Source organism: Curtobacterium sp. L3-7 (assembly GCF_048756585.1).
Taxonomy (GTDB): Bacteria; Actinomycetota; Actinomycetes; order Actinomycetales; family Microbacteriaceae; genus Curtobacterium.
This window is the reverse complement of the sequence record NZ_CP151474.1, coordinates 387,229-413,131: the sequence shown is the minus strand read 5'-3', so window position 1 is coordinate 413,131 and position 25,903 is coordinate 387,229. Positions and strand designations below refer to the sequence as shown.

The 25,903-nt window shown below is 71.6% G+C and carries 31 protein-coding genes; 24 read left to right on the top strand and 7 right to left on the bottom strand.

What is annotated here, in order from left to right; translation table 11 throughout:
• Positions 1-60: 60 nt before the first annotated feature.
• The 6 genes from hxlB (at position 61) to AAEP80_RS01975 (ending at position 4,315) form a co-directional block, all read left to right on the top strand.
• A complete protein-coding gene (hxlB, locus tag AAEP80_RS02000; RefSeq protein WP_420365749.1) occupies positions 61-624 on the top strand; it encodes a 6-phospho-3-hexuloisomerase in 564 nt (187 codons plus the stop codon).
• An 11-nt stretch (positions 625-635) separates the two neighbouring features.
• Positions 636-1,262, top strand: a complete 627-nt coding sequence (gene hxlA / locus AAEP80_RS01995) for a 3-hexulose-6-phosphate synthase (RefSeq protein ID WP_413600631.1) — start codon at positions 636-638, stop codon at positions 1,260-1,262.
• Positions 1,263-1,283: 21 nt separating this feature from the next.
• Entirely contained in the window at positions 1,284-1,736 is a 453-nt protein-coding gene (locus AAEP80_RS01990; protein ID WP_420365748.1) for a GNAT family N-acetyltransferase, read from the top strand.
• A 220-nt stretch (positions 1,737-1,956) separates the two neighbouring features.
• On the top strand, positions 1,957-3,030 hold the full coding sequence (locus AAEP80_RS01985; protein WP_420365747.1) for a GNAT family N-acetyltransferase: 1,074 nt from the start codon (positions 1,957-1,959) through the stop codon (positions 3,028-3,030).
• A complete protein-coding gene (locus AAEP80_RS01980; protein ID WP_420365746.1) occupies positions 3,030-3,773 on the top strand; it encodes an alpha/beta hydrolase in 744 nt (247 codons plus the stop codon). The genes AAEP80_RS01985 and AAEP80_RS01980 overlap by 1 nt, the downstream gene beginning before the upstream one ends.
• Positions 3,773-4,315: an AAA family ATPase gene (locus AAEP80_RS01975; protein ID WP_420365745.1), complete on the top strand. Its 543-nt coding sequence runs from the start codon at positions 3,773-3,775 to the stop codon at positions 4,313-4,315. Before AAEP80_RS01980 ends, AAEP80_RS01975 begins: the two co-directional genes overlap by 1 nt.
• Here AAEP80_RS01975 and AAEP80_RS01970 read toward each other — a convergent pair.
• Entirely contained in the window at positions 4,299-4,727 is a 429-nt protein-coding gene (locus AAEP80_RS01970; RefSeq protein WP_420365744.1) for an NUDIX domain-containing protein, read from the bottom strand. The genes AAEP80_RS01975 and AAEP80_RS01970 overlap by 17 nt on opposite strands.
• Before the next feature lie 99 nt (positions 4,728-4,826).
• On the opposite strand from AAEP80_RS01970, the gene AAEP80_RS01965 reads away from it, so the two are divergent.
• Both AAEP80_RS01965 and AAEP80_RS01960 read left to right on the top strand, forming a co-directional pair.
• Positions 4,827-5,594 carry an HAD family hydrolase gene (locus AAEP80_RS01965; RefSeq protein WP_402727331.1) on the top strand — a complete coding sequence of 256 codons (768 nt, stop codon included), beginning with the start codon at positions 4,827-4,829 and terminating at the stop codon, positions 5,592-5,594.
• Between the two features lie 67 nt (positions 5,595-5,661).
• Positions 5,662-8,172, top strand: coding sequence for a glycoside hydrolase family 65 protein (locus AAEP80_RS01960; RefSeq protein ID WP_420365743.1), 2,511 nt, complete (start codon positions 5,662-5,664; stop codon positions 8,170-8,172).
• A gap of 24 nt (positions 8,173-8,196) precedes the next feature.
• On the opposite strand, the gene AAEP80_RS01955 is transcribed toward AAEP80_RS01960, so the two are convergent.
• Entirely contained in the window at positions 8,197-8,712 is a 516-nt protein-coding gene (locus AAEP80_RS01955) for a DUF1697 domain-containing protein (protein WP_420365742.1), read from the bottom strand.
• A gap of 26 nt (positions 8,713-8,738) precedes the next feature.
• Positions 8,739-9,002 carry a hypothetical protein gene (locus tag AAEP80_RS01950; protein ID WP_281266100.1) on the bottom strand — a complete coding sequence of 88 codons (264 nt, stop codon included), beginning with the start codon at positions 9,000-9,002 and terminating at the stop codon, positions 8,739-8,741.
• Positions 9,003-9,145: 143 nt separating this feature from the next.
• Between AAEP80_RS01950 and AAEP80_RS01945 the strand changes: the two genes are divergently transcribed.
• Genes AAEP80_RS01945 through AAEP80_RS01935 form a run of 3 tightly spaced genes read left to right on the top strand, consistent with a single transcriptional unit; the run spans position 9,146 to position 11,437 of the window.
• The gene (locus tag AAEP80_RS01945) at positions 9,146-9,718 is read left to right on the top strand and encodes a helix-turn-helix domain-containing protein (protein WP_420365741.1); all 573 of its coding nucleotides are present in this window, start codon (positions 9,146-9,148) and stop codon (positions 9,716-9,718) included.
• Positions 9,703-10,992, top strand: a complete 1,290-nt coding sequence (locus AAEP80_RS01940; protein ID WP_420365740.1) for an MFS transporter — start codon at positions 9,703-9,705, stop codon at positions 10,990-10,992. Before AAEP80_RS01945 ends, AAEP80_RS01940 begins: the two co-directional genes overlap by 16 nt.
• Positions 10,985-11,437: a hypothetical protein gene (locus AAEP80_RS01935; RefSeq protein WP_420365739.1), complete on the top strand. Its 453-nt coding sequence runs from the start codon at positions 10,985-10,987 to the stop codon at positions 11,435-11,437. The genes AAEP80_RS01940 and AAEP80_RS01935 overlap by 8 nt, the downstream gene beginning before the upstream one ends.
• A gap of 106 nt (positions 11,438-11,543) precedes the next feature.
• Here the strand turns inward: AAEP80_RS01935 and AAEP80_RS01930 are convergent, their stop codons facing one another.
• A complete protein-coding gene (locus AAEP80_RS01930) occupies positions 11,544-13,019 on the bottom strand; it encodes an NCS2 family permease (protein WP_420365738.1) in 1,476 nt (491 codons plus the stop codon).
• Positions 13,020-13,082: 63 nt separating this feature from the next.
• Here AAEP80_RS01930 and folE point away from each other — a divergent pair, with 63 nt between their 5' ends.
• From folE to AAEP80_RS01905, 5 genes are all read left to right on the top strand, one after another.
• Positions 13,083-13,715 carry a GTP cyclohydrolase I gene (gene folE, locus AAEP80_RS01925; protein WP_420365737.1) on the top strand — a complete coding sequence of 211 codons (633 nt, stop codon included), beginning with the start codon at positions 13,083-13,085 and terminating at the stop codon, positions 13,713-13,715.
• On the top strand, positions 13,712-14,647 hold the full coding sequence (folP, locus tag AAEP80_RS01920) for a dihydropteroate synthase (protein ID WP_420365736.1): 936 nt from the start codon (positions 13,712-13,714) through the stop codon (positions 14,645-14,647). The genes folE and folP overlap by 4 nt, the downstream gene beginning before the upstream one ends.
• Positions 14,644-15,426 (top strand): pyrimidine reductase family protein, encoded by a 783-nt coding sequence (locus AAEP80_RS01915; protein WP_420365735.1) that lies wholly within the window; start codon positions 14,644-14,646, stop codon positions 15,424-15,426. Before folP ends, AAEP80_RS01915 begins: the two co-directional genes overlap by 4 nt.
• The gene (locus AAEP80_RS01910) at positions 15,423-16,076 is read left to right on the top strand and encodes an HAD-IA family hydrolase (RefSeq protein WP_420365734.1); all 654 of its coding nucleotides are present in this window, start codon (positions 15,423-15,425) and stop codon (positions 16,074-16,076) included. Before AAEP80_RS01915 ends, AAEP80_RS01910 begins: the two co-directional genes overlap by 4 nt.
• A 71-nt stretch (positions 16,077-16,147) precedes the next feature.
• Positions 16,148-16,708, top strand: a complete 561-nt coding sequence (locus AAEP80_RS01905; protein ID WP_420365733.1) for a type 1 glutamine amidotransferase domain-containing protein — start codon at positions 16,148-16,150, stop codon at positions 16,706-16,708.
• An 18-nt stretch (positions 16,709-16,726) separates the two neighbouring features.
• Here AAEP80_RS01905 and AAEP80_RS01900 read toward each other — a convergent pair whose 3' ends face one another.
• Entirely contained in the window at positions 16,727-17,287 is a 561-nt protein-coding gene (locus tag AAEP80_RS01900) for a molybdenum cofactor biosysynthesis protein (RefSeq protein ID WP_420365732.1), read from the bottom strand.
• Between the two features lie 103 nt (positions 17,288-17,390).
• On the opposite strand from AAEP80_RS01900, the gene AAEP80_RS01895 reads away from it, so the two are divergent.
• From AAEP80_RS01895 to AAEP80_RS01865, 7 genes are all read left to right on the top strand, one after another.
• Positions 17,391-18,941, top strand: a complete 1,551-nt coding sequence (locus AAEP80_RS01895; protein WP_420365731.1) for a DNA-3-methyladenine glycosylase 2 family protein — start codon at positions 17,391-17,393, stop codon at positions 18,939-18,941.
• Positions 18,938-19,450: a methylated-DNA--[protein]-cysteine S-methyltransferase gene (locus AAEP80_RS01890; protein WP_413600650.1), complete on the top strand. Its 513-nt coding sequence runs from the start codon at positions 18,938-18,940 to the stop codon at positions 19,448-19,450. Before AAEP80_RS01895 ends, AAEP80_RS01890 begins: the two co-directional genes overlap by 4 nt.
• Positions 19,451-19,487: 37 nt before the next feature.
• Entirely contained in the window at positions 19,488-19,748 is a 261-nt protein-coding gene (locus AAEP80_RS01885; protein WP_413600651.1) for a type II toxin-antitoxin system Phd/YefM family antitoxin, read from the top strand.
• 17 nt (positions 19,749-19,765) lie between these two features.
• A complete protein-coding gene (locus AAEP80_RS01880) occupies positions 19,766-20,005 on the top strand; it encodes a type II toxin-antitoxin system RelE family toxin (protein ID WP_420365730.1) in 240 nt (79 codons plus the stop codon).
• A gap of 151 nt (positions 20,006-20,156) precedes the next feature.
• Positions 20,157-20,966: an alpha/beta fold hydrolase gene (locus AAEP80_RS01875; RefSeq protein WP_420365729.1), complete on the top strand. Its 810-nt coding sequence runs from the start codon at positions 20,157-20,159 to the stop codon at positions 20,964-20,966.
• A 20-nt stretch (positions 20,967-20,986) separates the two neighbouring features.
• Complete coding sequence (locus tag AAEP80_RS01870) at positions 20,987-21,862, top strand: hypothetical protein (RefSeq protein ID WP_420365728.1); 876 nt, start codon at positions 20,987-20,989, stop codon at positions 21,860-21,862.
• Between the two features lie 103 nt (positions 21,863-21,965).
• Entirely contained in the window at positions 21,966-23,441 is a 1,476-nt protein-coding gene (locus AAEP80_RS01865; protein WP_413600655.1) for an APC family permease, read from the top strand.
• 29 nt (positions 23,442-23,470) lie between these two features.
• Here the strand turns inward: AAEP80_RS01865 and AAEP80_RS01860 are convergent, their stop codons facing one another.
• On the bottom strand, positions 23,471-24,253 hold the full coding sequence (locus tag AAEP80_RS01860) for a LysE/ArgO family amino acid transporter (protein ID WP_420365727.1): 783 nt from the start codon (positions 24,251-24,253) through the stop codon (positions 23,471-23,473).
• A 68-nt stretch (positions 24,254-24,321) separates the two neighbouring features.
• Here AAEP80_RS01860 and AAEP80_RS01855 point away from each other — a divergent pair, with 68 nt between their 5' ends.
• Entirely contained in the window at positions 24,322-25,242 is a 921-nt protein-coding gene (locus AAEP80_RS01855) for a LysR family transcriptional regulator ArgP (protein WP_420365726.1), read from the top strand.
• A gap of 4 nt (positions 25,243-25,246) precedes the next feature.
• Here the strand turns inward: AAEP80_RS01855 and AAEP80_RS01850 are convergent, their stop codons facing one another.
• Positions 25,247-25,792: a TetR/AcrR family transcriptional regulator gene (locus AAEP80_RS01850; RefSeq protein ID WP_281266081.1), complete on the bottom strand. Its 546-nt coding sequence runs from the start codon at positions 25,790-25,792 to the stop codon at positions 25,247-25,249.
• Positions 25,793-25,903 lie beyond the last annotated feature (111 nt).

Genomic DNA, 25,903 nt, shown 5'->3' with positions numbered 1-25,903 from the left:
TGGGACTCCCGCCGTGTCGGGGAGCGGTGGGATCGGCCGCCGCACGACAGGCTCGTCGGCATGCAGGAACCCTCCGTCCCCGAGTCCTTCGGGCTCGTCCTCCGTGAGCTCGACGACCTCGCGCCGCGGATCGACCCCGAGGCGACCGCGCAGTTCGTCACGCTCGTCGAGGACGCCAGGCGGGTGTTCGTGCACGGCGCCGGTCGGTCCGGGCTCGCACTCCGGATGACCGCGATGCGCCTGATGCACCTCGGGCTCGACGTCCACGTCGTCGGCGAGGTGACCACCCCGGCGATCGGCCCCGGCGACCTGCTGGTCGTCGCGAGCGGTTCCGGCACGACGACCGGGATCGTGCAGGCGGCACGCACCGCAGCATCCGTCGGCGCATCGGTGGTGGCGGTCTCCACGACGTCGGACTCCCCGCTGTCGTCCGTCGCGGCGACGACCGTCGTGCTCCCCGCTGCGACGAAGACCGACCGCTCCGGCACCGCGTCCGCGCAGTACGCCGGTGGGCTGTTCGAACAGGCCGTCGCCCTCCTCGGCGACGCGCTCTTCCACACGCTCTGGGCCCGCGGCGGGCAGTCCGCCGACGACCTCTGGCCCCGACACGCCAACCTCGAATGAAAGGCAACACCATGCAGCTCCAGTTCGCCATGGACACCCTGACCACCGAAGCCGCCCTCGAGCTCGCCGGAGCGGCAGCACCGCACGTCGACATCCTCGAGCTCGGCACCCCGCTCATCAAGAGCGCCGGGCTCTCCGCGATCACCGCGATCAAGCAGGCGCACCCGGACAAGACCGTGTTCGCCGACCTCAAGACGATGGACGCGGGCGAGCTCGAGGCCGGGATCGCGTTCGAAGCCGGTGCCGACCTGGTGACCGTGCTCGGCGTCGCCGGTGACAGCACGATCGCCGGCGCCGTCACGGCGGCGAAGCAGCACGGCAAGGGCGTCGTCGTCGATCTCATCGGTGTCGCCGACAAGGCAGCACGTGCCCGCGAGGTCATCGCGCTCGGCGCGGAGTTCGTCGAGATGCACGCCGGCCTCGACGAGCAGGCCGAGGAGGGCTTCACGTTCTCCACGCTCCTCGACGACGGCAAGGCCTCCGGCGTCCCGTTCTCGGTCGCCGGTGGCGTCACGGCCGCGTCCGTCGGGGACGTCCAGGCATCCGGTGCGACGGTCGCCGTCGCCGGCAGCGCGATCTACAGCGCGTCCGACGTCGGTGCCGCCGCCGCCGAGATCCGCGCCGCCATCACCGCGTAGAGCTCGCCTAGGCTCGGAGCCGTGCACGAACCGCTTCCCGTCAGTCCCGCTGACGTCGCGGACGTGCGCGGCTTCCTCGCCGAGTGCGACCTGACGGTCGCCGGCCTCGACGACCCGGCGGTCCGCCTGTGGTTCGTCCGCGACGAGTCCGGCGCGGTCGTCGGCTCCACCGGGTTCGAGTGCAGCACGGACGGGAGGCACGCCCTCCTCCGCAGCGTCGCCGTCGGCCCGGCGTTCCGCGGCTCCGGTACCGGTACCCGGCTCGCGCGGTTCGCGCTCGACGCGGCCGCCGCTGCCGGCGCAGATCGGGCGTGGCTGTTCAGTCGCCGGTCGGGCCCCTTCTGGCAGGGCCTCGGGTTCGCGCCGGCCGACCGCTCGGAGCTCGCCGTCCTGCTGGCGGGGACGATCCAGGTGTCGTTGTTCCGCGCGACCGGCCAGCTCGCGCGAGAGGTCGCCTGGTCGCGCGCGCTCTGACCGCTCCGCGGGACAGCCGTTCATCGCGGCCCGGACCGGTGCAGTTCGTCGCGGTGACCGGGTTTTCGTTCTCGACGATGACGAATCCGGTTCCCGAACCTCGGGGATCGGGAACCGGATTCGTCACGGGCGGATCCGGGAACCCCCCCGGCTGTCACGGAGCGTGGTCCCGGGCCGGGACGAACGTGAGCGCCGCCGCGCGGAGCGGTAGCGTCGGGGCGTGACGATCGAGCTCCGCGCGGTGACCGCCGACGACTGGCGGGACTGGCGACCCGTCCGACTGGCGGCGCTCACCGATGCGCCGGACGCGTTCGGGTCGCGCCTCGCCGACTGGGTGGACGCGCCAGAGGACCGGTGGCGGACACGCCTGTCGATCCCCGGAGCGCTCGACCTGCTCGCCGTCGAGGGCGACCGCGCCGTCGGCATGGCCAGCGGCGCTCCGACCGACGACGACCGCGCCGAGCTCATCTCGATGTGGGTCGACCCCGCGGTCCGCGGCCGGGGTGTCGCCGGACTGCTCATCGAGGCGATCGCGCGGTGGGCCGCTGCGGCGGGCACGACCGAGCTGGAGCTCTCGGTGATGCCCGACAACGACACCGCCCGCCGCACCTACGAGCGCAACGGCTTCGTGGTCGCCGATGTCCTCGGCGACCGGCTCCCCGATGGCCGGCACGAGGTCGTCATGCGCCGGGACCTCACCGCCGACCGCACGCTCGACACGTACGAGCGGGCGGCCGGACTGTACGCCGAGCGGACCGACGGGCACCGCGCCGGCCTCGTCGACGACCTGCTGACGCTCGTGACGCCTGGTGCACGCGTCCTCGAACTCGGCTCCGGCCCCGGGCGGGACGCACTCGCCCTCGAAGCCGCCGGGCTCCGCGTCGACCGGACCGACGGCGCCCGCTCGTTCGTCGAGCGGCTCCGCGCCGACGGGCACGCCGCCCGGGTGCTCGACGTCCGCACCGGGGTGTTCGGCAGCGGGTACGACGCCGTGTTCGCGAACGCGGTGCTGCTCCACGTCCGGCGCGCGGAACTCCCCGGCGTGCTCCGTCGTGCGCTCGTGGCCGTCGTCCCCGGCGGAGTCCTCGCCGCCACCGTGAAGCGCGGCGACGGTGACGACTGGAGCACGCGGAAGCTCGACCGCCCCAGGCACTTCACCTACTGGACCGAGGACGAACTCGCGTCGGCGGTGACCGAGACCGGGTGGACCGACGTCGTCGTCCGCGAGACGACCGCGCCGGGGGCCGAGGAACGCTGGCTGACCGTCACCGCACGACGACCGGAGGACACCTGATGAACCGAGCACTGCGCTGGACCGCCTGGATCGTGGCGGTGCTGCTCGTCGTCGTGGTCGTCTTCCTGGTGTGGGCGAACATCGTCATGCAGGGCACCCGGTCCGCTGCGCTGCAGGTCTGGCGGGACGACCGCGTCACCGTGCGGGACGCGGGCGACGCCGTCGTGATGACGCCGACCGGGTCCGCGAACGGCGTCGGGGTCGTGTTCATCCCGGGCGCGAAGGTCGACCCGTACGCGTACATGGCGACGTTCCGGCAGGTGGTCGCGAGCGGCACGACGGTCGTGATCACGAAGCCGACGCTGCACCTGGCGTTGTTCGACACCCGACCGCTCGCCACGTTCGAGTCGCACGCACCCGAGGTCAGGACCTGGGCGGTCGGCGGCCACTCGCTCGGCGGGGTCCGGGCGTGCCAGCTCGCCGACGACCCCGGGGTCAGTGGCCTCCTGCTGCTCGGGAGCTACTGCGCGAACGACTTGTCGGACACCGGCCTCGACGTGCTGAGCGTCTCCGGGTCGCGCGACGGCCTGTCGACGCCGGCGAAGATCGACGCCGCGCGGCACCTGCTGCCCGCGGACGCGACGATGACCGAGATCCAGGGCTCGAACCACGCCGACTTCGGGGCGTACGGTGCGCAGCCGGGGGACCGCACCGCGACCATCTCCCGCGCCGATGCCCGCGACCAGATCAGCACGGCGATCGAGCGCTGGACCGAGGAGCTCCGCTCGGCCGGACTCAGCTGATGCCGCGGCCCGTCCTCGTCCACCTGAACGGCATCCCGGCGAGCGGGAAGTCCACCACCGCTCGTGCATGGGCCGAGCGGCACGCTCCGTCGATGCCCGTCGCGTTCGACATCGACGTGCTGCGCGCGATGATCGGCGGGTGGGACGTGCAGCTCCGCCCGGCCGGGAACGCCGCCCGCGCGATGGCCATGGCCGCGATGCGCGCGCACCTCGGCTCCGGCCGTGACGTGATCGTGCCGCAGTACGCCAGGGCCGACGCGTTCATCGACGAGCTCGCGGCGCTCGCCGCCGACGAGGGTGCGGGGTTCGTCGAGTGCGCACTCCGCCTCGACGCCGCCGAAGCGGACCGCCGCTTCACGGCGCGTGCCGCATCGGGTCCGGTGATCCACGGTGATCTGGGCGGCGACATGATGGCGGACGTCCTGGTCGAACTGGAGGCATTCCTCGCCACCCGTAGACACCTCACGTGGGTCGGTGGTCCTGACCAGGGCCTCGATGCGGTGCTCGACCAGCTCGACGTCGCGGTCAGCGCGGCTCGCTGAGCGCGAGCTCCACGGCCCGGCGGGCGCGGTCCGGGCGGAGACCGATGCGGTCGAGGTCGTCGACCGGCACCCACGCGGGGTCGTACCGGTTCTCGTCGGTCGCGCGCCGTGCCTCCGGTGCGGTGTCGGGCATCCGCCGCGTCCCGTCCTCGACGCTGACCCGGAAGTACAGCGCAGGGGCATCGCGATCGAGCCCGACGGGCAACAACGCCTCGGCGATGCCCACGAGTCCGGTCTCCTCGCGGAGCTCCCGCACGCACGCCTGTTGCGGGGTCTCGCCCGCCTCGAGGCCGCCCCCGGGAAGCACGGCGTACGACCGGTCGTCGCGGTGTCGGAGGACGACGAGCACCTCGCGGTCCCGCACGGCGACGGCGACGGCGCGGACTCGGATCCCCGCTGGTGTTCCCGGCATGCCACGACCGTACCTGGTGGGTCGGTCGAACGAGGGGACTGGAGCGGTCCTAGACTCGGGCGCAGCACTCGTACGACACCACCCCCTGGAAGGTTGTCCATGACGTCGTCGGACCGGCGGACCCCTGCGCGCCTCGCTGACACCCGAGCCCTCCTCTTCGATCTCGACGGGGTGCTGACGCCGACGGCCGACGTGCACATGCGCGCCTGGAGCCGGCTCTTCACGCCCTACCTCGCCGCGCACGGCGTCGACCCGTACACGGAGCAGGACTACTTCGCGTACATCGATGGCAAGCCCCGGTACGACGGAGTCCGATCACTGCTCGACTCCCGCGGCATCGAGCTGCCGCAGGGCACCCCCGACGACGCCCCCGACCAGGACACCGTGTGCGGGCTCGGCAACCGGAAGAACGCCGAGTTCACCGCGGAGCTGCACGAGCACGGCGTCGAGCCCTACCCGGGCTCGCTGCGGTTCCTCGTCGCGGCCATCGACGCCGGGCTGTCGGTCGCGGTGGTGTCGAGCTCGGCGAACGCGGTGGAGGTCCTCCGGACGGCCGGCATCCTCGAACGGTTCCCGGTCATCGTCGACGGGCTCGTCGCCCGCGAGGACGGCCTCCCCGGCAAACCCGCTCCGGACACCTACCTCGACGCGGCGAGCCGGTTCGGACTGAGGGCGGCCGAGTGCGTCGTGGTGGAGGACGCCACGAGTGGTGTGGCGGCCGGACGGAACGGCGCCTTCGGGCTCGTCATCGGCGTCGACCGTGGAGCGGGCGCCGACGAGCTGCTCGCGAACGGTGCAGACGTCGTCGTGACGGACCTCGCCGACCTCATCGCCGAACTGCCCCAGCCGGCCACGCAGACGACGTAGGCGGCCTGCACGGCGCGATCCGTGCCTCCAGGACGTCCCCGACCACCTCCCTTCCCACGGAGCACCCATGAACCCCATCACCTCGGATCCCCTCGATCGAGTGCGCTACCCCGTCGACGAGTGGGCGCTCGTCGAGACGGAGTACGCCCCCGACGAGCAGGGTGTCGCGGAGACGAACTTCGCGGTCGGCAACGGCTACCTCGGCCTCCGCGGCAACCTCGACGAGGGCCGCGGCGGCGTGCAGTACGGCACGTACATCAACGGGTTCCACGAGACGTGGCCGATCCGGCACGCCGAGGACGCGTTCGGCTTCGCCAAGACCGGGCAGACGATCATCAACGCGCCCGACGCCAAGGTGATCCGGCTCTACGTCGACGACGAGCCGCTGGTACTGGCCGAAGCGGACATCCTGCGGCACACCCGCAGGCTGGACTTCCGCGGCGGGTACCTGCTGCGCGAGACGGAGTGGTCGACGCCGTCGGGCAAGCGCGTGCTCATCCGCTCGCGTCGGCTCGTCTCGTTCACGGACCGACACCTCGCCGTCATCGACTACGAGGTCACGATGCTCGACGCGGACGCCTCGGTGCTGCTGTCGAGCCAGATCCTGAACCGGCAGGACGTCGTCGACGAGTACCACGCGGGGATGCGTGCGGCGGCGACCGCGTTCGACCCGCGCAAGGCCGAGGCGTTCACCGAGCGGGTCCTCGAGCCGAAGATCAAGCGCAACTCCGGCACCCGGTCGTTGCTCGGGTACCAGGCCGCCAGCTCGGGCATGACGATCTGCGTCGGCGTCGAGCACCGGCTCGAGACGGACAACACCTGGGACGAGTCGTCGTCGATCGAGGACGACCTCGCCAAGCACATCTACCGGGTCCAGGCGAAGGCCGGGCAGCCGATCCGCCTGACCAAGAACGTGGTCTACCACACGTCCCGCGGGGTGCCGGCGCGCGAACTCGCCGATCGGTGCGACCGCACGCTGGACCGTGCACACGCCGAGACGGTCGAGGAGACGTTCGCCAAGCAGCGCACGTGGATGGACGACTACTGGGAGCGCAGCGACGTCGAGATCGCGGGGCAGCCGGAGATCCAGCAGGCCGTCCGCTGGAACCTCTTCATGCTCGCGCAGGCCACCGCACGCACCGACGGGCACGGCATCGCGGCGAAGGGCGTCACCGGGTCCGGCTACGGCGGCCACTACTTCTGGGACATGGAGATCTACGTCCTGCCGTTCCTGTCGTACACGGCGCCGATCGTCGCCAGGAACGCCCTGCGCTTCCGCTACAACATGCTCGACTCCGCGCGCTCCCGTGCGCGCGAGCTCAACCAGCACGGCGCGCTCTTCCCGTGGCGGACGATCAACGGCGAGGAGTCGAGCGCGTACTACGCCGCCGGCACCGCGCAGTACCACATCGATGCCGACATCGCGCATGCCCTCATGCAGTACGTGCGGGCATCCGGTGACCGGGAGTTCCTGAAGCGCGGCGCGATCGACATCCTCGTCGAGACCGCTCGTCTGTGGGAGGACCTGGGGTTCTGGCGTTCGAACGGCGACCAGAAGTTCCACATCGACGGGGTCACCGGCCCGGACGAGTACACGACCGTCGTCGACGACAACATGTACACGAACGTGATGGCCAGGGCGAACCTGTGGTTCGCGGTCAACGCGTGCCGTGAGCTCGCGGTCGACGATCCCGAGGAGTACGCCCGGATGGTCAGGCGGACCGGGCTCGACGAGTCCGAGATCGTGGACTGGGAGCGCGCCGCCGAGTCGATGGAGATCCCGTTCGACCCGCACCGGGGGATCCACCCGCAGGACGCCCAGTTCCTCGACAAGGAGCTCTGGGACCTCGAGAACACGCCGGAGTCCAAGCGTCCGCTCCTGCTGCACTACCACCCGCTGGTCATCTACCGCTTCCAGGTGCTCAAGCAGGCCGACGTCGTCCTCGCGCTGTTCCTGCAGGGCCACGAGTTCACCCCGGCCGAGAAGCGCCGCGACTTCGACTACTACGACGCGCTGACGACGGGCGACTCCACCCTGTCGGCCGTCGTGCAGTCGATCATGGCGGCCGAGGTCGGCTACCACGAACTCGCGGAGCAGTACTTCAACACGGCGCTCTACGTCGACCTGGCCGACCTGCACGGCAACACCACGGACGGCGTGCACATCGCGTCGACGGGTGGCATCTGGGGCGGGCTCGTGAACGGGTTCGGCGGGATGCGGGACCACGGCGGGAAGATGACGTTCAACCCGCGGCTGCCGAAGTCGTGGGAGCGCCTGACCTACCGGATCACCGTCCGGGGCTCCCGGATCCGCGTCGACCTCGAACAGGAGCGCATGACGTTCACGGTCGAGACCGGCGACGGCTTCACCGCCTGGGTGCACAACCAGCCGTTCGACGTCACGGCGGAGGCACCGACGGTCGTGCCGCTGCCGCACCAGGGTCCGCGGATGGACGGGCACGCGCCGACCACCAGTGACATCCAGGGCACCCTGCGCGCTGACGGCTCCGTCATCACGGCATCGATCCCGACGATCTCGCTCGAGCGGGAGTACGAGGTGGACGAGACGAGCGCCTGACCCGGACGGCTGCCGGCCCCGCGATCAGAGCAGCTTCCGGAGCGTGTTCACGTTCCGGGTCGTCGTCGTCCGCTTGAACCGGGCTGCCGCTGCTCGCTTCGCGAAGGGCGTGTCCGTGCTCGACCCCTTCGGGCAGGACCAGTAGACGACGCCGTCCCCGCGGGCGGCCCGTTCGAGCGCGGGGTCCAGCTCGAGGTCGGCGAGCAGGTCGTCGAGTGCGGCGTCGTCCGACCCGAACACGACGTAGTCGTGCCGGTCCGCGGCGCTCTCGAACGGGAACCCGTCGACCACGGCGGCCAGCCCGTCGTGCGGGACGAGCACGATCCAGGCGTCGTAGCCGAACCGGTCACGGAGTGCCTGTTCGACGTCCCGCTTGAGCTCGGCGGCACCGGCGTCCGCGTCGAACACGACGTTGCCCGAGGCGAGGACGGTGCGGACGTCCCGGTACCCGCGCGACTCGAACAGGGACCGCAGCTCGGCGGACCGGATCGTGATCCCGTTGACGTTCACGCCGCGCAGCAGCGCGATCCACCTGCTCATGTCGCGACCGTACCCGGAGCCCGGGGTCAGTTCCAGGTCCGCGCGACGGTCCAGGCGGAGCCGTCGGGCACGATGTCGACGACGAGCGTCTCGCCGTCCTCGGCCGTGACCTGGAAGCGCCACCCGACCGTGCGTTCGGGGGCGTGCGTGATCGCGGTCGGCAGCGCGGCCGGTGTGACGGTGAGCCGCGTCGGGTGGTCGGTCACCCGCCAGCGCCGCCCCTGCCAGACGAGACGGACCGGCGCACCGTCCGCCCACCAGACCGTCGTGGCCGCATCGATGACGATCATCGAGTCCTCCCTCGTTCGAACGTGTGTTCGAATGCTAGGTCGCGTCTCGACGGCGTGCAACAGCACGGCGTTGCGCGGATGACGTCACGCCAAGTCCACAAGAACTCTTGCACAACAGTCCTTGCGGATCTACGCTGGGCCGCATGGACGACGGACGCATCGACGACCCGGCACACATGCGGGCTCTGGCGCACCCCACCCGGCTGCGCATCCTCGGGCTCCTGCGGGCGAACGGTCCGCAGACGGCCGCGATGCTGGGCGACCTCATCGACGAGGCTCCCGGCACGATCAGCTACCACTGCACACGCCTGGCCGGTGCCGGGTTCATCGAGCCCGCTGAGGGCCAGGGGACCGATCGCCGCGAGCGCTGGTGGCGAGCGTCCCACACCTCGTCGTCCTGGTACCTCGCCGACGCGATGGACGACCCGGACCAGTTGATGGCGGCCAGCGCGCTGGACCGTGCCGTCGCCCGGGTCTACGCCGCGAACTACGAGGCTTTCGTCGACCGGGCACCGGGCATGGAGCGCGAGTGGGTGGCTGCGGCGATGAGTGCCGACCGTGTCCTCCGGCTCACCGCGCCGGAGCTCGAGCGGTTCGGCGCCGAGCTCCGCGACGTCGTCGAGCGCTGGCTGCCCGTCAGCGCAGACCACACCGCGGACGACGGCTCTGAACAGGTCTTCGTGCTGCAGCAGGCGTACCGATGGCCGCGCATCTGAGCCCGCGCGGACGGCTCCGGGCACTCCTCGCCGTCCAGGTCGTCTCGCGCGTGGGCAACGTCGTCACCACGGTGGCCGTGCCGTTCGCCGTGCTGGCGCGAGGTGGGTCGGCGACGGACGTCGGGATCACCGCGTTCATGGCGACCGTCCCGATCGTGCTCGGGGGGCCGTTCGGCGGCGCGCTGGTCGAGCGCGTGGGGTTCGTCCGGTCGAGTGCCTGGTCGGACGTCATCAGCGGTGCGACACTCCTCGCCATGCCGGTGCTCGCCTGGACCGTCGGACTGCCGTTCTGGGCCCTGCTGGCGCTGGTGTTCGTCAGCGGGCTCTTCGACATGCCGGGGGAGTCGGCCCGGCGGGTGCTCCTCCCGGGGCTCGCGACGGCGGCGGGTGTGTCGCTCGAACGGGCCGTCGGGCACTTCGAGGCCTCTGCGCGTCTGTCCGTGCTGGTCGGCGCACCCGTCGGTGGGGTCTTGGTCGCGGCACTCGGCCCGATGCCGGCGCTCGCCTGCACGGCACTCGTGTTCGGCGCCGCCGCACTGCTGACGGCGCTCGTGGTGCGGGAGGCCCCGACACCGGTCGCCGACGTCGCGGCCGTGGCACCGGAGTCGGCCGGCTACTGGCGTGACATCGCCGAGGGCTTCCGGTTCTGCGTGCGGGACCCCTTCTTCCGGCTGATCATCGCGCTGGTGCTCGTCACGAACCTGCTCGACGCGGCGCGGTCCACGACCCTGCTGCCGCTCTACGCGGACGAACGACTCGGCGGTGCGCAGTCGCTCGGCTTCGTCACGGGGACGTTCGGTGGGGCGGCGTTCCTCGGCTCGCTGGTGTTCGGGTACGTCGCGCACCGGGTCCCGCGGCGCATCACGTTCGTGGTGTGCTTCGTGCTCGCGGGCGGCCCGTCGTTGCTCGCCCCAGCGCTCGGTCTGGGGCTGCCGTGGGTCCTCGGAGCTGCCGCCCTGTCCGGCCTCGCGGCCGGGGCGCTCAACCCGATCCTCGGCGCCGTCGAGCTCGAGCGGATCCCGGTGCACATGCGCGCCAGGGTCTTCGGGTTGCTCGGCGCGGGGTCCTGGGCGGGGATCCCGCTCGGTGGTCTGCTCGCCGGGGTCGCCGCGGACGGCATCGGCGTCTCCACGACGTTCGGCGTCGTCGCGTGCATCTACACCGTGGTCACGCTCGCGCCCCTGCTCGGTGGCTCATGGCGCCTCATGGAGCGCCCAGCGCCGAGTCTCGGCGACCGTGCGGGCGAGCCCGTGTACACGGGAAGGCATGAATGAGGACGAACAGGGCCCGGACGACCAGCACCAGGTACCCGACGGGGTGTCGGAAGCGACGGTCGAGGCACTCGGGACCCTCTCGGCAGCGCTCGAGACGATCGAGCACGCACGCGGGCTGCTCTACGGGTTCCACCGGCTGACGGGCAGCGCGGACCTCGACCTCGGCGAGGCCGTCGAACAGCTCAGGAACGCCGGGCACACCGACCTGGCGGACCGTATCGACACGGAGCTCGTCGGTCGGAACGTCATCGCAGGACGGTGGACGTTCCAGGTCGTCGAGGACTACGACGACGGGTACTACGCCCTCGCCAAGGAGCTCGAACGCACCGCGCGGGACGAACTCGTCGGCGGCCGCCGCCACCTGTTCGAGGCGGGCATGAAGGAGGACCGGCGCACCTCCGGCCGCCGCCACCACGAGGCGACCCCGGCCGACCTGCCGGGCTGACTCACGGCCTCCCGGTCGGCCCGCTCACCCGCCGCGACCGCGAAAGCGACAGTTCCCCGCCGGATCCTGGCAGGGAACTGTCGCTTTCGCATGACGGACCGGCGGGTCAGCCGACGCCGAGCACGCTCTCCAGGGGACCGCGCGCGAAGTACAGCAGGAACCCGGCGGCGACGACGTAGAGCAGCCACGAGACCTCGCGGCCTCGGCCGGACAGCGCCTTGATGAGCACCCAGCTGATGAAGCCCGCGCCGATGCCGTTCGCGATCGAGTACGTCAGCGGCATCACGACGATCGTCAGGAACGCCGGCAGCGCCGAGCCGAAGTCGGTCCAGTCGATGTCCTTCACCTGGGCGACCATGAGCGCACCCACGACCACGAGCCCGGCGGCGGCGACCTCGAGCGGGACGACCTGGGTCAGCGGCGTGAGGAACATCGAGGCCAGGAACAGCAGCCCCGTGACGACCGAGGCGAATCCGGTGCGGGCTCCTTCGCCGATGCCGGCGGCGGAGTCGATGAACACCGTGTTCGACGACACTGACGCGCCACCGCCCGCGATGGCTCCTGCGCCCTCGACGACGAGCGCCGAACGCAGGCGGGGGAAGGTGCCGTCGGGCTTCGCGACACCGGCGGCCTTCGCCAGACCGGTCATCGTGCCCATGGCGTCGAAGAAGTTCGTGAAGACCAGGGTGAAGACGAGCATCGACGCGGCCAACGGCCCGATGCGGCTGAACGCGCCGAAGTCGAAGTGGCCGACGAGCGACAGGTCGGGGAAGGCGAAGAGCGCGCTCGGCAGGCCGGGGGCGTTGAGGTTCCAGCCGGTCTTCGAGTCGACCGAGGTGGGCACGTTGAAGATCGCCTGCAGGACGATCGCGATGATCGTCGTCGCGATGATGCCGATGAGCAGCGCGCCCTTGACCTTCCTGGCCATGAGCGTGCCGATGATGACCAGGCCGATGAGGAACACGATCGTCGGCAGCGCACCGACGGAGCCGTCCTCGCCGAGCTGCAGCGGGGGCGACGCCAGGCCGGACGAGCGGACGAAGCCGGAGTCCACGAGGCCGATGAACGCGATGAACAGGCCGATGCCGACGGTGATCGCTGCCTTGAGCTGCGCCGGTACCGCGGTGAAGATCATCGTCCGGATCCCGGTCAACGCCAGGATCACGATGATGATGCCGTTGATCACCACGAGACCCATCGCCTCGGCCCACGTCACCTGGTGCACGACGCTCACCGCGAGGAACGAGTTGATCCCGAGCCCCGCCGCGATGCCGAACGGCAGGTTCGCGATCACGCCCATCGCGATCGTCATCAGCCCCGCGACGAGCCCGGTGGCCGCGGCGACCTGGGCGTTCTCGAGCCACCCGCCCGTGACGTCCTTCGCGGCCTGGTCGGCGCTGAACCCACCGAGGATGAGCGGGTTGAGGATGACGATGTACGCCATCGTCACGAAGGACACGAGGCCACCGCGGACCTCGCGGGGGATGGTCGAACCGCGCTGGGTGATGGAGAAGAAGCGGTCGAGGCCGGAAGCGACTCGGTTCCGGGACGGCGTTTCGGTTGTCTGCGGGGCGCTCACCAACGAAGTTTAAAGGACGCTGGCAACGTCGGTGGCCTGGTGTTGGATGGAAGGGTGACGTCGCGCATGGACCGTGCCCGCGCAGAGGCCGCGGTGCGTGAGCTGCTGGCGGCCTTCGGCGAGGACCCCGACCGCCCCGAACTCGCCCGCACCCCTGAGCGGGTCACGGACGCGTTCGCCGAGTTCTTCCACGGCGCCGGCGTCGACGCGGTGGCGATCGCGCGGGACGGCACGGTGCACGCCGGAGACGCCGAACGCGGGCAGCTGGTCGTCGTCCGCGACATCCGCTTCCGCTCGGTGTGCGAGCACCACCTGCTGCCGTTCACCGGTGTCGCGCACCTGGCGTACGCCCCCGGCGAGCGGCTCATCGGGCTCGGGACGCTGTCGCGGGTCGTCGATGCGCTCGCCTCGCGTCCGCAACTGCAGGAGCGACTCGGCGAGCAGGTCGTCGCCGCGGTGCAAGAAGGGCTGGCCGCGCGCGGGGTCCTCGTGGTCCTCGACGCGCAACACCAGTGCGTGACGACCAGGGGTGAGCGCCAGACGGCGTCCACGACGGTCACGGTCGCCGCGACCGGGGCGCTCGCCGACCCGGCGGGACGTGCCGAGGCGATCGCCCTGATCGGGACGCACACCGCGGCGACGGCACCGGTCGGGACGCACGCCGCACCGATCGGGACGCACGCGGAGGCGGACGGTTGACCGCCGACGGGCGCACCACGAGCCTCCAGGCCGCCGCCGGACCCGGCTGGGTGGTCCCCGCCCTGCGCCACCCGGTCCGCACCATCGGCCGACGCACCTTCGACTTCGACCGCCGCATCGCGGTGATGGCGATCGTCAACCGCACGCCGGACTCCTTCCACGACCGCGGCGCCACGTTCGAGCTCGACCGCGCCGTGGCCGCAGCGGTCCGCGCCGCCGAACAGGGCGCCGACTGGGTCGACATCGGCGGCGTGAAGTTCGCTCCGGGCCCCGAGCTCCCCGCCGCCGACGAGATCGACCGCGTGGTCCCCGTCGTCGCGCAGCTCGTCCAGCAGTCGGACGTCACGATCAGCGTGGACACCTTCCGCCCGGAGGTCGCGCAGGCCGCGATCGCCGCCGGCGCGAGCGTCGTCAACGACACGACGGGGCTGTCGGACCCGCGGATGGCGTCCGTCGTCGCCGACTCCGAGGCCACGATCGTCATCACGCACTCGCTCGCGGCACCACGGACCGCGCTGGCGTCCCCGCCCCGGTACGCCGACGTCGCCGGGGAGGTGGTCGCGTTCCTCCGGGAACGGGTCGACCGGGCGCTCGCCGCCGGCATCCCGGAGTCGCGGATCATCGTCGACCCAGGGCACGACCTCAACAAGAACACCGTCCAAACGCTCGAGCTCACCCGTCGGCTGCCCGAGGTGGTCGCGCTCGGCTACCCGGTGCTCGCCGCGGTCTCGAACAAGGACTTCGTCGGCGAGTCCCTCGGCCGTCCCCGGGGCGAGCGGCTGTCCGGATCGCTCGCGGTCGCGACGGTGAGCGCGATGCTCGGCGCCCGGATCGTCCGGATGCACGACGTCCAGGAGTCCGTCGACGCGATGCGCATGGTGGAGGCGACGCTCGGCTGGCGCGAGCCGGTGGAAGCGCGGCACAACACGTGAGCGGGCTGCCGCCGGCGGTGCTCCCGCCGTCGATCGCGGACCTGTCGGACGAGCAGGTGGTCGCCCTGTACGGACTGGAGGCTCGGCCTGCGTCCGGTACGTCGGCCGTCGGGTGGCTTCGGGTCAACTTCGTGACCACCCTGGACGGGTCGGCATCGGCCGGCGGTGTGACGGCGGGCATCGGCGGCCCGGACGACCTGCGGGTGTTCGACCTGTTGCGCCGGGTCACCGACGTGGTGCTCGTCGCCGCAGGGACCGTCCGCGACGAGGGCTACGGCTCGATGCGGGTGCGGGACGCCGACGTCGCCTGGCGTCGTGCGCACGGGATGCCCGACCACCCGGTGTTCGCGATCGTGTCCGGGTCGCTGTCGCTGGATCCGTCGTCGCCGGTGTTCACGGAAGCGCCGGTGCGTCCGATCGTGCTGACCTCGTCGTCGGCGCCCGCCGACCGCCGCGAGGCGCTGGCAGCCGTGGCGGACGTCGTGTCCTGCGGGGAGGACTCCGTCGACGTCGGGCTCGTGCGGGAAGCCCTGGTGTCGCGCGGCCTCGGACGGATCCACTGCGAGGGCGGACCGTCGTTCCTCGGCTCCTTGATCGCGGCGGGCCTCGTCGACGAGCTCTGCCTGACGATCGACCCGTCCCTCGAGGGCGGCGCCGGGCCCAGGATCGCCCGGGGGTCTTCGCCCGACCTGCGTCGGATGCGGCTCGCGCACGTGCTCCGCGGCGAGGGCGGCGTGCTGCTGACGCGGTACGTCCGGCAGGTAGGGTCGGGCTCGTGATCGACATCGTGGCGTCCGGGGTCCTCTTCGACATGGACGGGACCCTGGTGGACTCGACCGCGATCGTCGAAGGGGCGTGGGGACGGTTCGGCGCGCAGCACGACATCGCGCCGTCGACCATCCTGGCGTTCTCGCACGGGCGGCAGACGATCGACACCGTCCGGCACTTCCTGCCGGACCTCGACCCCACCGAGCAGCGCCGGCTGGCCGACGAGCTCGTCGCGGACGAGGTCGAGAACACCCACGGCATCATCGAGATCCCCGGGGCGGCGGCGTTCGTCCGGCGGCTCGTCGAGGCTGGTGTGCCCGTCGCGCTCGTCACGAGTGCTCCGCGTGACCTCGCCCTGAACCGGATGCGGGCCGCCGGGGTGGACGTGCCCGAGGCGGTCGTCACCTCGGAGGACGTCGAGCACGGCAAGCCCCACCCGGACGGCTACGTCCGCGGGGCGGCGCTGCTCGGGCTGCGCGCAGAGGAGTGCGTCGCGTTCGAGGACGCCCCAGCCGGTCTCCAGGCGGCCGTGGATTCGGGAGCGACGACGGTGGTCGTCGGCGAGCTCGAGGACGACGTCACGATCGGCCTCGCCCGCGTGCACGGCTTCGACGGCATCGAGGTCTCGGCCGAGGACGGGACGTTCCGCCTGCGCGGCTGAGTCGGCTTCCAGCGCGACCGAGCACGGTGGGTGGCGCGGTCGGAGACCCCGACCCGCGGAAGGAGCGACCCATGGCAGCCCTCGACGGAACCACCGTCCTCGTCATCACCACGAACTACGGCGTGGAGCAGGACGAGATCATCGTCCCCACCGAGGAACTCCGGAAGCGCGGCGCCTCGGTGACGATCGCCGCGAAGTCGACGGACACCGTGCAGACCCTCGTCGGCGACAAGGACCCGGGCAAGTCCCTGGACCCCGACACCACGTTCGACTCGGTCTCTGCCGGCGACTTCGACGCCCTCGTCGTCCCGGGCGGCACGATCAACGCGGACACCATCCGCGGCGAGACGACGGCGGTCGACCTGGTCAAGGCCTTCGTCGAGCAGGGCAAGCCCGTCGCGGCGATCTGCCACGGGCCGTGGACCCTCGTCGAAGCAGGCGTCCTGCCGGGGCGCACGATCACCTCGTACCCGTCGCTGCAGACCGACGTGCGGAACGCCGGCGCCGAGTGGGTCGACCGCGAGGTCCAGGTCGACGAGACGAACGGCACCGTGATCACGTCCCGGAACCCGGACGACCTGCCCGCGTTCGTCGACGCGATCCAGGCGGCGCTGGTCCCCGCCTCCGCCTAGCGGTCTCCGGGGCGGGCGCTACGTGAGCGGGACGGGGACGGCCGTGCGGAGCACCGCCGCGCCGAGGGTCAGCACGCCGTCGGACTCCGGGTCGCACCGCACCCCGCCCCGCCCGCGCATCGCCCGGAACGCCCCAGGAGCGAGCTCGTGGTCCATCCAGGCGCACGGGTTCGCCGGGCGGTACCCGCGGAACAGCACGGGGCCGTCGCCGGTGTCGAGCGAGAACGGCTCCCCGCGCAACGCCTCGACGTCGACCCCGCGCAGGTACACGTTCCGCCGGGTCTTCGCGGGGTCGAGGGTGGTGCCGAGGGAGCGACCGACGTCTTCGAGCGCCTCGAGTCCGATCACGGTGACCGACGCGTGCACGTGCGCCCGCGACGCGAAGTACCGGTCGCCGACGATGCCGAGCCCCGCGCGAAGCGAGATCCGGTCGCGGAGTTCCTCCTCGTCCGCGGGCAGCGCGCCGTCGGCGGGACGCCCTTCGTAGCGGTGCCGTCCGGACACGAGGAGCATGGCGACCTCGACCTGCGCGACGTGACCCAGGGCACTGGACGCGCGCGCGTCGACACCGGAAGCCATGCGGACGACGCTAGCCGTGCCTCCAGTCCGACGGTGACCGCCCGGCCGCTGCCGCGTCCGATTTCCGCCAGTCGATGACGGTGGTGCGTGTCAGGCTGGGCACATGACCGCCACAGGACCCGACCCGCTGCACGACGAGCGGTACCGCATCGCGGCGTCGCGCGACGCCCGGTTCGACGGGCAGTTCGTGACGGCCGTGCACTCCACGGGCATCTACTGCCGGCCGAGCTGCCCCGCTCGGACACCGCGCTCGACGGGCGTCACGTTCTACCGGACCAGTGCCGCCGCCCACCTCGCCGGCTTCCGGGCGTGCAAGCGGTGCCTGCCGGAGGCCACACCTGGGAGCCCGGAGTGGGACCTGCGCGAGGACGTCGCCGGCCGCGCGATGCGGCTGGTCCTCGACGGCGTCGTCGAGCGGGAGGGCGTCCCCGGTCTCGCTGCCCGCGTGGGGTACTCGGAGCGGCACCTCGGCCGGATCATGACCGAGGAGCTCGGTGCCGGACCGAAGGCCCTGAGCCGTGCCCACCGTGCGCAGACCGCGCGGACGCTGCTCACCTCGTCGGACCTGCCGATCGCTGACGTGGCGTTCGCGGCCGGGTTCGCGAGCGTCCGCCAGTTCAACGACACCGTGCGCGAGGTCTTCGCCGTCACCCCGTCGGAGCTCCGTGCCCGACGCCGGGTCCGTCCGGTCGCCGACGGCGGCCTGCACGTGCACCTGCCGGCACGGGCGCCCTTCGACGGGCAGGGACTCCTCGACTGGCACGCCCTGCACGCGCTCCCCGGGTTGGAGCACGTGGTCCGGTCCGCCGACGGCACCGTCACCTCCTACGGCCGCCTGGTCGCCCTGCCTGGAGGCCCAGGCTGGTTCAGCGCGTCGGCCGCGGTCCCTGATGCGGCCGGCCGGGGCACCGGTGTCGACCTGGTCGTCCGGGTCACGGACCTCAGCGACCTGCCCACGCTGGTCGCGCGGGTGCGGGCGCTGTTCGACCTCGATGCCGACCCGGTCGCGGTCGACTCGGTCCTCGCGTCGGTGCCGACGCTCGTGCCGGCGATCGAACGGGTCCCGGGGATCCGGCTGCCCGGCGCGGTCGACGCGCACGAGGTCGTGTTCCGCACCCTCATCGGCCAGCAGGTCTCGGTGGCGGCGGCCCGCACCGCGCAGGGCCGACTCGTGGCCGCGCTCGGGACGCCGGTGCCGACGGCGATCGCATCGGACGGCCTGCTCTTCCCCTCCGCAGCGGACATCGCGTCGCGTGGCGGCGCGGTCCTGCGGGGGCCGGGTGCCCGGATCCAGACGATCCTGCGGGTCGCCGAGGCGCTGGCGGACGGCTCGCTCGTCGTCGACGGCGGGCAGTCGCTCGACGACCTCCGGAACGGGCTCCTCGCGGTGCGTGGCATCGGGCCGTGGACGGCGGACTACGTCGCGCTGCGGGTCCGGCACCATCCGGACTTGTTCCTCCACACCGACCTCGCCGTGCGCAACGGTGCACAGGAACTCGGGTTGCCCGGTTCGGCGCGCGAGCTGTCCCTATGGTCGGAGCAGGTCGCCCCCTGGCGGAGCTACCTCACGATGCACTGCTGGCGGCCGATCGTCGACCGCGCGGCCCTCGCCGCCCGTGCAGCTCACCAGAACCCTCGGAAGGACACCCCATGACCGACGCAGTGATCGCCACGCTCGACACCCCCGACGGCCCGTTCACGGTGCTCGAAGACGATGACGGCCGGGTGCTCGCATCCGGCTGGACGGACTCCGCGGAGCGCATCGTCGCCCGCGTCGTCGCCCGACACCGACCGGCACTCGTGCGCGCCGGCAGCGTCTCCTCGGCCGATGCCGTCGACGCGTTCTACGCCGGCGAGATCGAGCACGCCATGCAGGTCCCCGTCCGGCAGTTCGGCACCGAGCTCTTCGCAGAGGGCTGGCGGCAGCTCCGGCAGATCCCCGCTGGATCGACCTTCACGTACACCGAGCTCGCCGCGGCGATGGGGCGTCCCGAGGCCGTCCGGGCGGCTGCGAGCGTGTGTGCACGGAACGCTCCGGCGCTGTTCGTGCCGTGCCATCGGGTGCTCCGCTCGGACGGCTCGCTCGGCGGGTTCGCGTGGGGCGTCGACGTCAAGCGGTCGTTGCTCGAGCGGGAGTCCGTGGGCACCACGGCGCTCGTCTGACCTGTTTGACTTGTACAAAACGCTCTAGAATGTACGAGTGAGCGAAGTGTCGATCTCCGAAGCACGCACCCGCCTGGCGTCGATCATCGATGACGCCCGACATGAACCCGTGTACCTGACGCGGCGCAACAAGCGGGTCGCCGCTGTCGTCGACGCGAACATCCTCGACCGGTTGCTCGAAGCCGCCGAAGACCTCGACGACATCGTGGCCTACGACGCCGCGATGGCCGAGAACGCGCGCATCGGCGGCGAGAACGTGAAGTGGGACGACCTCAAGCGAGAACTCGGACTCGGGTGACGTACACGGTCGAGGTGATGCCGGCCGCGCGACGTGTCATCAGGAAACTCCCGCCCGATGGACGTCGTCGGATCGAGGCGCTCCTCGCGATCCTGGCTGAGCACCCGCGCCCGCCTGCCGCACGCAAGTCGACCAACCGGCTGGGGTGGCGGGTACGTGCCGGCGACTACCGGTTGATCTACCAGATCGACGACGGTCGACTGGTCGTCGTCGTGGTGGACGCCGGGCACCGACGCGAGGTCTACCGGGACCGCTGAGACGCCCCGGTTCCGTTCCGGGTCGGAACTGTCTGCCCCCGGAAGGTGGGATGTTGCAACGGTCACCATTGCTGCGACACTGCAGACAACCGACTCGCACGGTCCACCCGAGGACCCGACGCAGCGCCGTCGACACACCTCCGAGGACTCCATGCACGCATCAGTCGACCGCACGGTCGTCTCCACCGACGGCACCCGCATCGCGGTGTCCGACGCCGGCTCCGGTCCGGCGGTGGTGGTCGTGGGGGGAGCCTTCGGCCACCGCGGTACCCCCTTCGTGGAAGAGGTCGTGCAGGGACTCGCGGTCGACCGCCGTGTGGTCACCTACGACCGGCGCGGTCGAGGCGACAGCGGCGACACCGACCCGTGGTCGATCGAGCGCGAGGTCGACGACCTCCGTGCCGTCGTCGACTCGGTGGAGGGGCCTGTCACCGTCGTCGCCGTGTGCGTCGGCGCCGGTGTCGTCCTGCACGCCCTCGCCACCGGGGTGCCGGTGGAGGCCGCCGTGCTCTGGGAGCCGCCGTACCGCGCGACCGTCGACCCGCACGCGGACGACGTCGTCTTCGCCGACAGCCTGGACGAGCACGTCGCGGCCGGCCGTCGAGCAGCTGCTGTCCGGGCGTTCCTCGCGCAGGTGCTCGGGCTCCCGATGGGGCAGGTCAGCGCCTACCGCCTGCGACCGGCGCTCTGGCGCACCTTCCTCGCCGACGCGCACGTGCTCGCCCGCGACGTCCGGATGCTGAACGGCCTCGCGATCCCGGAACGGACGCTGTCCGCCGTCGGGGTCCCGGTCGTCGTCGGATCCGGTACCGACAGCGCCGGCTGGCTCGGCCTCGCCGCCAGGGCCACCGCCGACGCCATCCCGGGATCGGAACTCGTCGTGGTTCCCGGGCAGGACCACTCGCCGGACGCCGCCACGCTCCAGGGGCTCCTCACCCGGGTCGGGGCACTGCAGCGCTGAACGTGGGGGAGGATGGTCGGGTGAGCGCACCACGACTCGGACTCCTGCTGGACGTCGACGGCCCCATCGCCAGTCCCGTCTCCCGCACCATCGCGATCCCCAGCATCGTCGACGACCTGATCGCGCTCGCCGCAGCGGGCATCCCCGTGGTGTTCAACACCGGCCGCAGCGATGCCTTCATCCGTGAGCAGGTCGTGAAGCCCCTGCTCGCCGGCGGCCTCGCACCGGGCGGTCGGGTGCACGCGGTGTGCGAGAAGGGTGCCGTGTGGTGCTCGATCGGCCCGCAGTTCGAGCACGGCATGGGTGACATCACGGTCGCCGAGGACCTCGCGCTGCCCCGCGACTACGCGGACGAGATGCGCGAGCTCGTCAGGAGCGACTACGCCGACCTGGTCTTCTTCGACGAGACGAAGCGGGCGATGGTGTCCATCGAGCAGCGCGTCGAGGTCCCGAACGCCACGTACCTCGCCCGACAGCCGGAGTTCGACGAGCGGGCGATGGCCGCACTCCAGCGCCGTGGACTCGGGGTCCGCCGACTCGACGACGTCCGTCCGGCGGCCGACGGCTCCGTGCAGTGGCGCATCGACCCGACGATCATCTCCACCGACGTCGAGGCCGACCGCAGCGGCAAGGACATGGGAGCCGAGCGTTCCCTCGAGCTCCTGGCCGAGGACGGCGACCTGCCGCTCGCGTGGCGCACGATGGGCGACTCGCGCAGCGACTACGCGATGGCGGACTGGCTGCACGCGAACGGCCACGCGGTGGCGCACGTCGACGTCCGTCCGTCCGACGGTGTCCCCGCGACGCCGTACCCCGTGCTCACCGCACCCGACGGCGTGATCCACGACGAGGCGGGAGCCCGCTACCTGTCGGACTGGCGTCGCGCGGCGGACTGACACCGAGCCTCCAGGCCGGACAGGCCGACGCACGCTTTGCGTGCCGGGGTGGTACACCAGTACCCTTCCGGGGTCCACCGCCAGCCGATGACGGGATCCACCCATGGCAACGAAGCTCCGCACGAAGTCGATCGAGGCCTCCCTCGCCGACTCCGAAGAACAGGGGCGGTCGCTCAAGCGATCGTTGAAGACCTTCGACATCGCGGCCATGGGCATCGCGGTCGCGGTCGGTGCCGGGATCTTCTCCGTCGGCGCGAACGCCGCGGCGAACTTCGCCGGACCCGGCGTCATCATCTCGTTCCTCCTCGCCGCCGTCACGTGTGGCCTGGCGATCATGTGCTACGCCGAGTTCGCCTCGACGATCCCCGTCGCCGGTTCCGCGTACACGTTCACCTACGCCACGATGGGCGAGCTCCTGGCGTGGATCGTCGGCTGGGACCTGATCCTCGAGACGCTGACCGCCAGCGCCGTGATCGCGAAGTACTGGGGCATCTACCTGAGCCAGGCGTTCGAGGTGTTCGGCGTCAACCTGCCGAGCACGATCGCCCTCGGGCCGATCGGCTTCACGTGGGGGCCGGTCCTGATCGTCGGCATCTTCACCGTGCTGCTCGCGTTCGGCACCCGGCTGTCCTCGCGCGTCTCGGCCGTCATCACGATCATCAAGGTCGCGATCGTCGTGTTCGTCATCGTCGTCGGTGCGTTCTTCGTCAAGGCGGCCAACTTCACCCCGTTCATCCCACCGGCCCAGCCGACGAAGGGCCAGGAGGGCAGCGTCTGGACCCAGTCGCTCGTCTCGTGGTTCACCGGCTCCGAGCCCGCGCAGTACGGCGTCTTCGGGCTGCTCGCCGCGGCGTCGCTGGTGTTCTTCGCGTTCATCGGCTTCGACGTCGTCGCCACCAGCGCCGAGGAGACCGAGAACCCGCAGAAGACCCTGCCGCGCGGCATCTTCATCGGGCTCGGCATCGTGACGCTGCTGTACGTCGGCGTCAGCGTCGTGATCACGGGCATGGTGTCGTACAAGCAGCTCGCATCGGCCGACTCGCCGTCGCTCGTCACCGCGTTCGACCTCGTCGGGCTCCCGTGGGCCGCCGGCATCATCGCGATCGGGTCGCTCATCGGCCTCACCACGGTGGTCATGGTGCTGCTCCTCGGCCTGTCGCGCATCGTGTTCTCGATGAGCCGCGACGGGCTCCTGCCCCGCTGGTTCTCGGTCACGAACCCGAAGACGCAGACCCCGGTCCGGGTGCAGGTCGTCGCGGGCGTCGTCGTCGCGGTGCTCGCCGGGTTCACGGCGGTGGACAAGCTCGAGGGCATGATCAACATCGGCACGCTGTCCGCGTTCGTGCTCGTGTCGATCGGTATCGTCGTGCTGCGTCGCTCGCGGCCGGATGCACCGCGATCCTTCCGCGTGCCGTGGTCGCCCGTGCTGCCGATCCTGTCCGCGGTGCTGTGCTTCTGGCTGATGCTCAACCTCGAGGTCGAGACCTGGCTGCGCTTCGTGATCTGGCTCGCGATCGGGTTCATCGTCTACTTCGGGTACAGCCGTCGGCACAGCCGGGTGGGCCGCGGGCTGCAGTAGTCGCGAACGGCCAGCGGGCCCGGCGTGCGTCAGGCGCCGACGAGCAGCGCGACCCCGAAGGTCAGCATCACGAGGGCGACCACCGCGTCGAACACGCGCCAGGTGATCGGCTTCGCGAAGAGCGGGCGCAGCAGCCGCCCGCCGAACCCGAGCGCCCCGAACCACAGGCAGCTCGCGGCGACCGCGCCGATCGTCCACCACCAGCGGTCGTCCACACCCTGCTGGTTCGCGACGGACCCGAGGAACACGAGCGTGTCGAGGTAGACGTGCGGGTTCGCCCACGTGAAGACGAGCATGGTCAGGACCGCGGCACGCAGGGTGGGTGCTGTCCGTCCGGCTCGGCCGGCTTGGTCCGCTCCGTCCGTTCCGTCCGCGGCCGCATCGCGCCCCGCCACGACCGTCGCGCCCGCACGTGCCGGGGCGCGATGTCCATCAGCGGGCGCCATCACGGCGGACCCCGACCCCGACGCCACCGGGATCCCGTCGTCCGAGGCTCCGACCCGGATCGCATCTCCGGACGGCCGCACCGCCCGACGCGCGGCCAGCACGCCGTAGGTCAGCAGGAACGCCGCACCCACGAACCGGATCACGACGAGCGCCACCGGGAACCGCTCGACCACCGCGCCCACGCCGAGCACCCCCGCGAGGATGAGCACCGCGTCGGACACCGCACACACGACGACCGCTGCCGTCACCACCCGGAGTCGCGCACTCACGGCGAGCCGGAGCAGGTACGTGTTCTGCACGCCGATCGCCACGATGAGCGCGAGCCCGGTACCGAGGCCGGAGAGAGCGGGGAGGAGTGCGGTCACACGTCGACCGTACGGACGCGGAGTCGTGTAGTACAGCTCACGTTCCTGATGCACCGTAAGCTCTGCTCATGCTGCGCCTCCACCGCGACCACCTCGAGACGCTGCTCGCCGCGGTCGACCTCGGGACCTTCGACGCTGCCGCCCGGGCGCTGGCGATCACGCCCTCCGCGGTGTCGCAGCGGATCAAGGCGATGGAGCAGCTCGTCGGCCGGGTGCTGGTGCAGCGCACGACGCCGATCGTCCCGACCGCCGACGGCGCCGTGGTGCTCCGCCATGCGAGACAGGTGCGGCTCCTCGACGAGGAGACCGCCCGCTCCCTCGGCGCCGGCGGCGGTGCCGACGCGAGCGGGATCCCGTCGATCCCGCTCGCGGTCAACGCCGACTCCCTCGGCACGTGGTTCCTCGACGCTCTCGCCCTGGTCCGGGCGGACACCGAGGTCGTGTTCGACCTGCACCGCGAGGACCAGGACCGCACGGCCGAACTGCTGCGAGCCGGGACGGTGATGGCCGCGGTCACGGCAGAGGCCGAGCCCGTCCAGGGGTGCTCGTCGGTCCTGCTCGGGATCGATCGGTACCGCGCCGTGGCATCGCCGGACTTCGTCACGAGGTACCTCGACGGCGCGGACACCGAACGGCGGATGCTGCAGCGGCTCGATCGTGTCCCGCTCGTCGACTACGACCACGACGACGACCTGCAGCAGGGCTTCCTGCGCCGTGTCGTCGGCCACGCGCCCCGGGCGCCGCGACACTTCGTGCCGACCTCGGCGGACTTCGCACGGGCCGTGACGCTCGGCTTCGGGTGGGGGCTGTTGCCGGAGGCTCAGTGTCTCGAGGCCCTCGCGCAGGGGTCGCTCGTGGAACTCACCCCGGGGCGTCGGGCGGACGTCGCGCTGTGGTGGCAGCGCTGGAACCTGGCCTCGCCCCTGCTGGACCGGGTCACCGACGCCGTGCGCTCGACCGCCGCGTCACGCCTGCACCCGGGGCGCTGAGGCCTCAGACGGTCGCGCGGTAGCGCAGTCCGTCCACCAGGAGTCCGACCATCAGCTGGCTCTGCTCCGGTGTCGGTGCGCCGTGGCAGAGGTTCGCGACGGCGTGCAGGAGCTGGCGTGCGTCGACGTCGGCGCGGATCGTGCCGGCTGCCGCGGCGGCGTCGAGCAGCCCGGTGAGCGCGTCGCCGAGTCGCCCGAGGAAGTAGTCCGGCAGGGCCTCGAAGGCAGGATCCCCGGAGTGGAGCGCCGAGGCGAGCCCGCGCTTCGTCGCGACGAACTCGGTGAACCGCTGGAGCCACCGGGCGAGTGCCTCGTCCGGTGCGTACTCGGCCGCGAGCGTCGGGGCGGCGTCCGCGCAGGCGTCGACCGCGCGCTGGAACACGGCGACGACCAGGTCAGAACGCTGGGGGAAGTGCCGGTAGAGCGTGCCGACGCCGACTCCAGCGCGGTCCGCGATCACCTTCGCGGGTGCGTCGACCCCGTCCGTCGCGAAGACGGCCTTCGCGGCGTCGGTCAACGCGTCGAGGTTGCGTCGGGCATCGGCGCGCACAGAGTTCTCCTGACAGCTTGCATAAACGGAAAGCCATTCCGTATAGTTCCGGAAGAGCGTTCCAGTTCGGTCCACGATACGGCACGGACGCACGGGGCGCCATCGACAGGA